The sequence below is a fragment of the Pseudoalteromonas sp. TAB23 genome, from assembly GCF_000498075.1.
GTDB lineage: Bacteria > Pseudomonadota > Gammaproteobacteria > Enterobacterales > Alteromonadaceae > Pseudoalteromonas > Pseudoalteromonas arctica.
In genome coordinates, this window is the sequence record NZ_AUTP01000308.1 from 19510 (window position 1) to 32059 (window position 12550).

Annotated in this window: 8 protein-coding genes and 2 pseudogenes (1 of these 10 cut by a window edge); 5 read left to right on the plus strand and 5 right to left on the minus strand. The window is 36.3% G+C overall.

From position 1 onward, the window contains the following. The 3 genes and pseudogenes from L654_RS01000000126460 to bfr (L654_RS0119720) form a co-directional block, all read left to right on the plus strand. Positions 1 to 1572, plus strand: a pseudogene (locus L654_RS01000000126460) (TonB-dependent receptor) (it extends 550 nt beyond the left edge of the window). 265 nt (positions 1573 to 1837) lie between these two features. Continuing rightward, positions 1838 to 2308 (plus strand): bacterioferritin, encoded by a 471-nt coding sequence (gene bfr, locus L654_RS0119715; protein ID WP_002958985.1) that lies wholly within the window; start codon positions 1838 to 1840, stop codon positions 2306 to 2308. 12 nt (positions 2309 to 2320) lie between these two features. Beyond that, positions 2321 to 2785 carry a bacterioferritin gene (gene bfr, locus L654_RS0119720; protein ID WP_010554007.1) on the plus strand — a complete coding sequence of 155 codons (465 nt, stop codon included), beginning with the start codon at positions 2321 to 2323 and terminating at the stop codon, positions 2783 to 2785. A 66-nt stretch (positions 2786 to 2851) separates the two neighbouring features. On the opposite strand, the gene L654_RS0119725 is transcribed toward bfr (L654_RS0119720), so the two are convergent. Beyond that, positions 2852 to 3046, minus strand: coding sequence for a (2Fe-2S)-binding protein (locus L654_RS0119725; RefSeq protein WP_002960627.1), 195 nt, complete (start codon positions 3044 to 3046; stop codon positions 2852 to 2854). Positions 3047 to 3361: 315 nt separating this feature from the next. Between L654_RS0119725 and L654_RS0119730 the strand changes: the two genes are divergently transcribed. Then, positions 3362 to 3919: a TMEM165/GDT1 family protein gene (locus tag L654_RS0119730; RefSeq protein ID WP_002960626.1), complete on the plus strand. Its 558-nt coding sequence runs from the start codon at positions 3362 to 3364 to the stop codon at positions 3917 to 3919. A 61-nt stretch (positions 3920 to 3980) separates the two neighbouring features. On the opposite strand, the gene L654_RS0119735 is transcribed toward L654_RS0119730, so the two are convergent. The 3 genes from L654_RS0119735 to L654_RS0119745 all read right to left on the minus strand — a co-directional run bounded on the left by L654_RS0119735 (position 3981) and on the right by L654_RS0119745 (position 6627). Next, positions 3981 to 4505, minus strand: a complete 525-nt coding sequence (locus L654_RS0119735; protein WP_024608847.1) for a DUF6436 domain-containing protein — start codon at positions 4503 to 4505, stop codon at positions 3981 to 3983. Further along, the gene (locus L654_RS0119740) at positions 4489 to 5955 is read right to left on the minus strand and encodes a methyl-accepting chemotaxis protein (RefSeq protein WP_024608848.1); all 1467 of its coding nucleotides are present in this window, start codon (positions 5953 to 5955) and stop codon (positions 4489 to 4491) included. Before L654_RS0119740 ends, L654_RS0119735 begins: the two co-directional genes overlap by 17 nt. Positions 5956 to 6075: 120 nt before the next feature. Beyond that, positions 6076 to 6627, minus strand: a complete 552-nt coding sequence (locus L654_RS0119745; protein WP_024608849.1) for an isochorismatase family protein — start codon at positions 6625 to 6627, stop codon at positions 6076 to 6078. A gap of 166 nt (positions 6628 to 6793) precedes the next feature. On the opposite strand from L654_RS0119745, the pseudogene L654_RS01000000126465 reads away from it, so the two are divergent. Next, positions 6794 to 11259, plus strand: a pseudogene (locus tag L654_RS01000000126465) (EAL domain-containing protein). Between the two features lie 114 nt (positions 11260 to 11373). Here the strand turns inward: L654_RS01000000126465 and L654_RS0119755 are convergent. After that, complete coding sequence (locus tag L654_RS0119755) at positions 11374 to 12267, minus strand: cation diffusion facilitator family transporter (RefSeq protein WP_024591870.1); 894 nt, start codon at positions 12265 to 12267, stop codon at positions 11374 to 11376. Between the last annotated feature and the right edge of the window lie 283 nt (positions 12268 to 12550).

Consider the following 12550-nt stretch of genomic DNA (forward strand, 5'->3'; position numbering starts at 1 on the left):
GCTGCAGTAAACGGAAAGCTCGATAAACTAAGCTACCTGTTAACGGCAAGCTATGAAGAAAACGGCGTACAACGCGATGCAGAGGGCGATATTTTAGGCTTGCAATATGGTTTATCAGACTCTGAAACTCAAAACTATTTTACCAAACTAACTTATGATTTTGACGACGAAAAGCAACTGCAGTTTAGCTATAACTTTTACAGCTCACAGCAAAAAACTGATTTAGGCGATGTTACTGGCGATGGCAATATAGGGGAAAAAACATACGCTATACACGTCCCCTTAGAGCTTCAAAAACAAGGTAAACCGCAAGGCCCAGAAGGCAACGAAAATATAACCCTAAAATATGTTGATTACGCGTTGTTTGAAAACACACAAATGACCCTCGATCTGTATAAACAAAATATAGAAAACGTATTCTTTTTCTCAACCGCTTTAGCCAATCTTGATGAAGGTTATAGCGGTGGTCAATCGGTTATTAAATCAGACAAGCAAGGTGCCAGAGCTACATTTAATAGTCAGTTTGATTTTGAAAACGTAACAGCCACCCTAATCTACGGTATTGATGCCTTAAACGATAAAACATCGCAACCTTTAGTAGATGGCCGTGTGTGGGTGCCAGAAATGGACATGGAAAGTGTGGCAGGCTTTTTACAAACAAAATGGGTAATAAACGACGACATTATTGTAAAAGCGGGTGTAAGAAACGAAAGCATTGATTTGAGCGTAAGTGACTACCAAACGCTAAAACTTTGCAAAACCGCATCGCAATGTTCAGTACCATTAAATGTGCGTGGCGACACCATTAATTACGATGCAACAACCTATAATGCCGGTATTAAATATAACTTAACCGATGTCTTTAGCCCGTTTTTTAGTTACTCACAGGGCTCTGATATTTCTGATATAGGTCGCTTACTTCGCGCTGCAACCGTTGACGACATTGCACTTATTCAAACACAAGCCTCAATAATCGACAATTACGAAGTTGGTTTTACCTCACAGTTTGAAAACGTACGTTTTGAATTTGCTCTTTACAGAAGTACCTCAGAGCTTGGTACAAGTAATGAGTATAATGAAGTAACAGGAGTTTACGAACCTGTGCGTGCGCCACAAGAAATATGGGGTTACGAAGGGTTAGTTAATTACACTATTACCCAAGACCTTAAGTTAAGCGCCACATACAGTTACGTAGAAGGTAAAAACACCGAAGCTGATGACTATCTAGGCGCAAGTCAAATTAGCCCACCTAAAGCAACAGCGAATGTAACGTGGCAAACAAATGACGAACTATCTCTTGCAATGAGCTTTTTATATGTAGGCGACAGAAAGCGTTTTGATAAAAATGCGCAAGGCCAATACTCTGGCGATCAGGGCCCTGTTAGTAGCTACAACACATTTAACTTAAGTGGCCAATACAATGTTAACGCTCAATGGAGTGGGTATTTTGGAATAGAAAACCTATTCAATAGTGATTACTACCCTGCCCGCGCACAGGCATACACCTACGGTGGATATAACATTAAAGGATTAGGCACAACCGCAACGCTGGGTGCTAAATATCAATTTTAACAAATAAACGCACGTAATAGGCATGCCCTGCATGCCTATATGCTCAACAAATCCCACATAAATAAACATCTCACTTTTTATCTAGCAATCATGATCTTGTATTAGATGCTAATGCAAATAAAAAACTGTCCATAAACCAAGCAGTAACGCAAACTTAAATAAGAATCAAAACCAATAGTAACGCAATGATTTTTATAGAGAAAACTTGCAATATAGGTTATTTGTACTACACTGCATACAATTGAAATAGTTAAGGCGATTTATCATGAAAGGTAATCAAAAAGTAATCGATGCGTTTAATACATTGTTAGCTAACGAATTAGCAGCAATCGATCAGTATTTTATACACTCGCGCATGTATGACGACTGGGGTTTAAACAAACTATACGAGCGCCTTAACCACGAAATGGAAGAAGAAAAAGATCACGCAGACTGGCTTATTAAGCGCATCTTGTTTTTAGAAGGTGTACCAAATATGACTAAGCGCCGTGATTTACTTATCGGTAACGATGTAAAAAGCATGATGCAAAACGATTTAACACTAGAGCTTGAAGTAGTTGCGTGTGTTAAAGACGTCATCGCAATATGTGAAGAACAACAAGATTATCAATCTCGTAGCATTTTAGAAAAACTGTTATTTGATACCGAAGAAGACCATGTTTACTGGTTAGAGCAACAACTTGGCTTAATTGATAAGATTGGTTCTGAAAATTATCATCAAGCACAAATGGCTTAGTAGGAGCATATTATGAAAGGCGATAAAGACGTTATTGCAGCGCTTAATAAAGTACTCGCTAATGAGCTTGTTGGTATTAACCAATACTTTTTACATGCACGCATGTTTAAAGATTTTGGTTTCACTCAACTAGACAAAGCAGATTACAAAGTATCAATTCAAAAAATGAAAAACGCCGATCGTTTAATCGAACGTATTTTGTTTTTAGAAGGCTTACCAAATCTTCAAGACTTAGGCCGATTACGTATTGGTGAAAACAGCGAAGAAATGATTGCAGCTAATATGGGTTTTGAACTCGATACTATTGATGAGTTACGTAGCGCAGTTAAACTGGCTGAAAACAAAAAAGATTATATTACCCGTGAAGCTCTTGATCACATTTTAAATGAACAAGAAGAGCAAATTGATTGGTTAGAAACCCAACAATTACTTATTAAAAATACGGGTATTAAAAACTACTTGCAGTCTCAACTGTAAATAGTAACAAGCATAAAAAAAGCAGCTAAAAAGCTGCTTTTTTTATATCTAAGTTTTTATATGTAATTAAGCAACTTGATCCGTTACATCAGCAATCTGAATAAGTCTGCGATTAAGGATTTTTTTAGTACAACCACAACACTTACCGCATTGGCTGCCTACTTTAAGCTCTTTAGTTAATTCACGCATGGTCGTTGCACCATCGTCAATTGTTTGCTCAATTTTTTTATCGGTCACACCGTGACAAAGACAAATATACATTAATACAAACCGTGTTAATTACATTCAATAAGTGCATACTAATCTAAACGACAATTGTTATCAATACATTCCTCACTAATAAATAAAAATTATTTATTAAAAGATGGTATTTGTTCTCTTTACTATATTTACCTAAAAATAAAGTTATGGAATAATGCACGCCTCTTAGGGGAGTAGCCCGCTCAGTAATGAGTAAACTTATCAACATAATTGCACCTCATGTGCATGGTAAGTTTGTAATGTTGTAGCAAGCGTTATCGGCGAGACCTAGGTAGACACTATCCTCATGGCGGGNCCCGCCTGTAAGAATCAATAATGGAAATTTTTTTAACCTCAACCGTCACTGTCACACTTGCCGAAATAGGCGATAAAACCCAGCTTTTATCGCTTCTGTTAGCCGCCCGCTTTCGTAATAAAGGCGCGCTTATTCTTGGTATTTTAGCCGCAACTTTACTCAATCATGGTTTATCAGCGTGGTTTGGGCAGTGGTTAAGTAATAGTTTTTCTTCTGAATATTTACCTTGGCTTGTAAACATCAGCTTTATTGTTGTTGGCCTTTGGCTATTAGTTCCAGATAAAGACGAAGATGTAAGTAGTAAATACGATAGCTACGGGGCTTTTTTAGTCGCTTTTGTATTATTTTTTATTGCAGAAATTGGTGATAAAACACAAATAGCGACAGTGTTGCTAGGCGCACAATATCAGTCTGTGTTTTGGGTAACGGTAGGAACCACTTTAGGTATGCTAATTGCTAACGTGCCTGTTATATATGCTGGTAATGCATTACTAAAAAGAATATCACTAAACACCGTACGTGCTATTGCTGCTTGTGTGTTTGTCTCATTAGGTATTTATGGCTTAGTTACAATTTAATCAATATTAAAGCTCGAACCTGTTAATTCAAGTGCGAGCTTTAATTTTTTCTGCACGTTATTTATGCATTGTTTACACAGTAACACCCCTTGGTTTGCGTAATTAAAAGGTTGGAATTAAAACCTGCAGCTAAATTAGTGACCGCAGTTTCAACAAAGCCACTTCCTTGGGCACACGCTAATCCTTCAGAGAGCGGACCGGCATAAACAAACTCACCGTTTTTATTAATAATAACGGCGGCAGGCGTTGCCGGAATAACGTGTTTAAGCTTTGGTGTTAATTCAACTTGTACAACTTTCATAGCTTTATTGGCAGCAAAAGAGCTTAACGATGAAATATGTGGTTTAGCCTGTATGGTGCACCCGCAATTTTTTTCAGTTATAAGCACTAACGACGCTTCATTAGTGTCAACCCAGTCCAATTGCTTTTTAAAGTTATTAAACCAGTGCTTTTGCAATAAAACTTTTGAGCTATCAAACGGTTTAAGTTGCTCTAACTGAAAATAAACTAACCCTGCAACAACACAAACAAGCCATATAGCTATAAGCGAAAATACAAAAGAGTTAGATTTATTTAAACTTGGCAATGCTTTGCTCTAATACATCAATACTTACATCGATTAACTGCACCTTAGCGGTTAACTGCTGCACTATTTGCGTATCTTGGTACTGATTTTGGCGCATAGTATCAGTACTGCTTGCTATTAACTCGGTATTACCTGCCTGCTCCGCTACAACTTGTGCAACTGAGTCAGAGCTTGAAGATACTGCGGCTATTTGCTCGCTCATTGCTGAAATATTTTCTTTCATTGCAGCACTAATACTTGTTAAATCAACTACAAAACTCACACACTGACTCATTGATTGCGTTGACGTTTTACTATTATTAACAAGATCTTTTAATGTAAGACTAATTTTATCTGTTGTTGCTTTACTGTGGTTAGCCAAAGATCTTACCTCATCAGCAACAACAGCAAAACCTCGACCGTGTTCGCCTGCGCGGGCAGCTTCAATAGCTGCATTTAAAGCAAGTAGGTTTGTTTGCTCAGCAATGCCTGATATTTCATTAAGAAGCCCTGAAATAACATCGCCAGCTGCCACTAAGTGATTTATTTTTTCTTCGGTATGATTAAGCAGTGTTAACAACTCTCTACTTTTAGCGTCTGTTTGAAGCACTTCTTTTAATGCATCACCTGCAGATTGTGTAATATGGTCAACTTGGCGCTTAAGCACCTCACTTTCTTCTTCTACAAGTTTAAAGCCATTGGCAACTTGAGCGCCAGAATTAGCAATATCATCGGTTTGTTGCGTACGTTGAACCGCTCCACTCGCTAACTGATCGTGAACATCAATAAGCTCTTGTGAGTTTTTTTGCAATGATTCTGATTGAGTTTGTACCTGTTTAATAACATCAGATAAGTAATCTAGTAATGTGTTAAATCCTGCTACAGCTTCGCTTTTAGTGTCATCCGCGCGAAGAGAGAGTTTAATGTTTTCAGGATCTTTCATTATTTGTTCTGTCGCATAACTTAAAGATAAGCCCGCACGACGTTCCCGTTGCAGCGTTTTTGCAATATAGCCTGCAACTAATACTTCAACTATTGCGTATCCAGCATGAATTAGCACCGTAGTAAAAGCGAGTCTATCAGGGTCAAATACGTAAAAACCCGTATTTTGAGTTTGTAAATAATAAAAAGATAAATGATGTACCGCTACAAAAATAATAGCGGTAATAAACACTCGCCACTGTACAAACATTATAAGTACAGCCATTAAGATAAATATTTCAAAATGTACTTCGATTAACCCAAAAGCCTGCTGAATATGTAAAAAAGAAAACATCATTATTGCAGCTGCAACTACATGTGCAGTGATAGGGTTATCTGACTGTGTTTTAAGTAACCAGATAGGGAGTAAACAAAGTGGTAGTCCAACAATAAATGCTTGAGTTAACGTCCCAAAATACAAACCAATCCCTATGGATTCAACAAATAGAAGACTAAAAATTATGATAAATAACCGAGTGACACTAGACATAAAACCCTTTAATAAAATTTATAGTGTATTAAACACATTAATATATGTACGTCACAACACCTAAATTGGAGCAACTCTCCTAATAAATATCATCCACGTTATATAAAAATGTTCAAAGCCTTACTTAATTATAGGCAGTATTTTCTTAAACGTAGGCGTAGCAGCTTTTTTTGTCCATTGAAAAATTACTATTTCAGCGCATGAAATTACAGCTCCAGCTTGACGTAGCTGCTCAATCGCCAAATTTTTATGTTGCGGGTTTCTCGAACCAACTCCGTCGTAAACAATAATAACTTCAAAGTCATTTTCTATTAAATCTAAGCATGTTTGTAAAACACACACATGTGCTTCAGTGCCCACAACAACAACTTGCTTTTTACCATGGCTTTTTAACGTATCAACAAAACCAGGCTCTGCACACGAACTAAAGTACGTTTTATGAAAATACGTGGCATTAGGTAACGTATTTTTAATTTGCTGATTAGTCTCGCCCAAACCTTTCACATATTGCTCCGTTACTAAACATGGAACGCCATGAATAATACCCGCTTGAGCTAACTGCAATGTGCTTTTTAAAATATTCGGAAAATCTTTAATTGCAGGAGCAAGCAACTCTTGTAAGTCTATAACTAATAACACGCTGTTTTTTGCATCAATATTAGAGAAAAGCACTATACTCTCCTTATAAGCATTTACTATTATCTGTATAGAGTAGCTCACTATTTAAAAATAGAACTTTTAGCGTTATGTATATTATTTGTAATTAAAAAATAAAAACTTATGCTATATTTACTATCTAGCTAAGCATCATCCTATCTTCCACTGAGAGTGTTTATAAGTGCGTTTGAGCAAATTTTTTTTTCATATCACCATTACTTTTTTACTATGCATCCAAAGCACTTTTGCATCACAAAACTATGCTCAACAATTACAACGAATTTCTACTGACGAAGGCCTATCGCATGGTTACGTTGTTAACATTCAAGAAGATGATATCGGCTTTATATGGATAGCGACTCAGCTTGGCTTAAACCGTTTTGATGGGTATCAAGTTACCGCGTTTGACGGCGGCTTTGGTTTAGATAAACATTACATATATGCATTATTAAAAACAAATGATGGTAAATTGATAGTTTCTACCGATATTGCAGGTGCATACATTATTGATCCAATAACGCTAAAAACAGAAAAAATTTACTCTGGACAAATAGATAAAGAAAAGCAGCTTTACTCTCCTATTTCAGCAATAGCTGAACAGCAAGGTCTTTATTATTTAGCCATAGATGAACAAGTATTCAGATACGATAAAGCAAGTAAGCTTTTTGTATCGATATTAAGCTTACCTAGTAAAGATGATTATATCCGAGCATTAAAAATCGACAACAATACACTCTATGTGGGAGCTAACAGTGGTTTATTTATTGCAAACTTAGCGACTAACCAATTAGTTGAATTGCCACTCCATACCCCAGCAAAAACAACAGCAGACAATAAAAATGTAAAATTTTTACAAGTGGATGACGAGTTAGGTTTGCTTGTTGGTACTGTTGAAGGTATGTATCAAATCGCCTTTAATGATAATAAAGAAATAGACAGTTCAAATATAACAACCGTAATCCCGGACTATAATATATGGGAATACATCAATAGTATTTACGGTGAATTTGTTGCGACAGAAAAAGGGTTATATAGCTACCATCGAGAAACTGGAGAGTTTGAATTCATATTAAGCTTTGATAAAAGTAAGTTTGATGTAAGTGAAAACTCTATTAATGATATTATGATCGATAAGTCCGGTACACTTTGGCTTACCTCAAGAACCCAAGGCGTATTTACTTGGCCAATTAAATCACGCCGGTTTAAACATATATTTTTACCTGGTAACAATACCATCCACNCGCTACCGATGATGGCATTGCCAGTTATGAGCCACTCACTAAACAAACCGAAATTTTTCTCAATACCACCGACCCCAAAGCTGCATTTGGTAGTGCTGCTATTTTCGATATATTTCCATCATCAATAGGAGACGATTACCTATGGTTATCAACTTTTAATGGCTTTCAATTTTTTGACAAGAAAAGCGGCGAAATTATTGAAAATACAGGTGCTAATAAAGATTTACTAATACGATATGATATATTTGGTTTCGCTCAAATAAAATCAAATGAATATGCATTTTTAACTAATAAAAACTATTATGTACTCGATGAAAAAACGGGTAAATCTAGAGTTATAAGAGGTCTTAAAGAACTGTTAGACCCCATTAATACCTACTCGTTTTATACCCCATTTGAAAGCCACCCGAACGAATTTGTTATTGGCACAAATAAAAATCTATATAGGTACAACGAAAAAACACAAAAATTGACAGGTATTTTTCAAACTCTAAACCCTAAAAATGGCCTTTTTACAACCATAGAAAACTATTATTTAGATACAAAAAGAAATATTCTCTGGTTAGCCAGTACATATGAAGGTTTATTTGGTGTAGACCCAGTAACCTACAAAATTAAGCATCACATTGGCTCAAAAAATGCATTTAATACTGATGAAATATATTACCTCTTACCTGATGAATATGGTTTTTTATGGATTAGCACTAAAAATGGGTTATATCAGCTAAACCTCGATACACTTGGTGTGGCAAGTTACTCGACAAAAGACGGATTAGTTACTAATCAATTTTCAGCTATTGCCGCGATACCACTAAATGATGGTCGGCTTATGTTTGGAACTAACAACACAGGTGCTATTGTATTTGATCCATCAGACTTTTTAAAACAAGAACAGCTTAGCCATCAAAACTTAGCCATTACAGATATAAACCTTTTTACGAGAGAGCTGAATTATATCCCTAATAAATACCTCAATATGCCTCTTGAATTAGGTTATGAGGACATGGGCTTAACCGTCAATTTTTCCACCTTTGCATACCCGAATGCCGAAAAAACGTATTATAGAGTAGTTCTTGATGGGCCCACTTCGCTTTCCTATGAAGACTTAAGATCTAATCATGTCTTTTTCACTAAACTCCAACCCGGTAATTACTCGCTAACAATATCGGCACACACTAAAGAAGGGCTTAGAACTAGCGATGCGATTAGCATTCAAATAAATGTTGCCTACGCACCATGGAAGTCACCCTTTGCTATTGTCGCCTATGTAGTTTTAATAATTGCCGTGTTGTTTTTCATTTTTTGGCAATACCGCAGCCGCCAAGTAGCAATTGAACAAGCCCATAGAGCCACTATTCATTCGCAAAAACAAACAGAACTCGCGCTTAAAAATAATAAAAGCGGCGTATGGGATTATAATTTTAAAGATGCTTCCGTAAGCACACTTAGAGGAAGTGAATTAGGCTATACAGACTTACCTGAACGCTTGCATATAGACCGATTTGTAGCGCTAATACACCCAGACGATCGACGTCGTTTTGAAAACCAATGGGAAAACTACTTCAAGTACAAAAAACAACAAAACTGGCAAGCAACTTACCGTTTACAGCATAAAAATGGCCATTGGCTCTGGTATCAAGATACAGGGCAAGTTATATACGATCCTCAAACAAATGAGCCGCTATATGTTTCTGGTATATATACCAATATCACCGAGCAACGAGCTAATGAGCAACAAGCAAAAATTTTAGGTGAAGCGTTTAGCCAAATAAACGATTGGTTACTTATACTCGATAAGCGTTTAATGCCATTTTCTGCGAACAATAGTTTTATTGAAACATTTTCAAACGAGCAAACGGCCACCAAAATTAGCCCTAAATTGTTTATTAAAGCAATTGGTAAAGATAAGTGCAGAGAGTTTGCTAGTATTTTAAAAAAATTAAAACCAACTGAAAACTGGCAAAGTGATGTTTATATAAGAACAGCAAGAAATAACGAACACCCAATACATATAAGTGGCACAGCTGTAACAAAAGACACTGCAAGTTACTATGTGATTGTTATTACAGATTTAACTGAACAAAAACGTGCTGAAAACGAACTGCGCTATTTGGCTAATTTTGACCCTCTAACGCACCTACCTAATCGTAGTTTAATGTATCAAAACATTGAAAAGGCGATTAAATATGCCGATAAAAACAATACCCAATGCGCATTATTATTTATTGATTTAGATAAGTTCAAACCTGTTAATGACTCTTTTGGCCACGCAGTTGGCGATAAGCTGCTTTGTAATATTACCCAAAGAGTAAACGGTATGCTTGGCGCAAACGCAAAACTTGGTCGCCAAAGTGGTGATGAATTTTTAGTGCTGATTCAAAATATAAAATCGCTTCAGTCTCTTCGCGATACAGTAAGAAAAATTAGTAATGAGTTAGCTAATAAAGTAATTATTGAAGACTTCTCTATTAATATTTCAGCCAGTATTGGCGTAGCTCTATACCCATTCGATGCTGTAACCACCGATATACTTATCCGTAATGCCGATGTTGCGATGATGCACGCTAAACAAGGCGGGAGAAACGACTTTAAGTTTTTTAGCGATGAAATGAATGAGCTGATAAAACAAAAATTACTGCTCGAAAATGATTTAAAAGATGCAGTGAAAGACAACCGATTTTTTAATCACTATCAACCCATTATAGACATAGAAGAAAAAACAATAAATGGCGTGGAGTTACTCATGCGCTGGAAAAATGAAGGCCAGTTAGTATCCCCAGCACTTTTTATTCCGGTAGCAGAAGAAACCGGTTTAATAGAGCTCCTTACTGAGCAAGCATTGCAACGAGCTCTTATTGAAATTGCACCTATACTAAGCGCAACCCCATTGTTTTATATATCTTTAAACTTATCTCCTAAACACATTTTAAAAACAAACATAACCCAGCGGCTAATGTCCATATTAGCGGACTCTCAAGTTCATCCAAGACAATTAAGACTTGAAATAACAGAGAGTATTTTACTAGAAGATAAACTCAAAGCAGCCAAGCAACTACAAAACTTAAAAGCTGCTGGGTTTAAATTACTACTTGATGATTTTGGTACTGGTTACTCGTCACTCACCTATTTGAGCCAATTTCCTATTAATGTTATTAAAATAGATCAAAGCTTTGTAAACAGTATTGGTATAGATAAAGGTGATGAGTCGATTATTAAAACCATTCTTTCGTTGGCCGAAAACCTAGATCTTTACTGTATTGCAGAAGGAGTAGAAACGCGCGAACAGATGATCTTTTTAGCCGAGGTTGGGTGTACTGTACTGCAGGGTTATTACTTTGCAAGGCCAATGGATGCTAAAGACTTACGTAAAAGCGATTGTTTTAGCAATATCATTGATTTGATTTGATTTGATTTGATTTGATTTGATTTGATTTGATTTGATTTGATTTGATTTGATTTGATTTGAAACATTAAAAGCGTGCTAATCATTATTACACGCTTTTATATTAATTAGATGCTACTAATGGATGTGATGGCATTCGTGGCTTTCTATTTGTAATACACTATTGCGTACATTAAATTTTTCAGCTAACAGTTGTTCTACCTTCATACGACATGCTTCATCGTGTTTTTCAATAGTACAATGCTCTTTAAGTACAACGTGCGCCCCGACTACTACACCCTTATATTTACGCGTTACAGTGACGTTATGGACATTGTGAACATGCTCCATATCTGTAATCTCACTTTCAATATCTGCTACTTTAGGGAGTTTTGCCTTATTTAAGCGTAAACCTTTTATACAACTAATAATAACCTTAATACCGGTAAACAACACGAAAGAGGCGATTAACATGCTCGATAAAATATCGATAACAACCCAGCCCGTAAAATATATAAGAATACCAGCCACAAATGTCGATACGGTAGAAATCAAATCAAAGAATGAATGTAAAAATACCGCGTAAACATTAATACTCGCTTTGCGGCCTTTATATAAAACCCATGCAGCAGCACCATGAAACAAAAAACCAATAGCAGCAATAACCGACATTAAATAACTATTAATAGCCAGCTCATTTCCTTCATGCTGGTGTATATAGCGCTCACCACCTTCATACAAAATAATTAAACTGATTGCTAGGTATAAAAATCCGTTCACCAGACCACCCAAAAGCTCGGCTCTTTGATGACCATCGTTATAGGTTTTAGCAAAATGAATAGCGAGACTTGATGCAATCAGTGCGATGAATAACGAGCTATTGTGAACAAACAAATGCCCCGCATCGGCAAGTACAGCAAGCGAATTAGAATAATAAGCACCTATAACCTGAATTACCATAAACGAACACGTAATTGCTAGCGCAATAAGTAACCGACGACGAGAAGCTTGGTGTGTAGTGATTTCTGTCATGAAATGCTTGAATAACCTATACTTAAAGTGCAAATAAACCAAAGATGGCTTAGAGTAGAAAAGGGTAATGATATACAGTATCAATTATAATACGTACCGCCCTCAAACGCACTAAAAACTTAGTAAATCAAAAAAATGTGCTAATAATTAGTAGGGCTTGTTGAACTTCGGTGGTTGAATTTGCAGTAGTATTTTTGTTTTTTAGGCAAGGCAGAGTCTATGTAGTGTGGCTATTCCCCATAAATAGGCAATAACGCAGTATAAATACAAAACATGCGCTGCC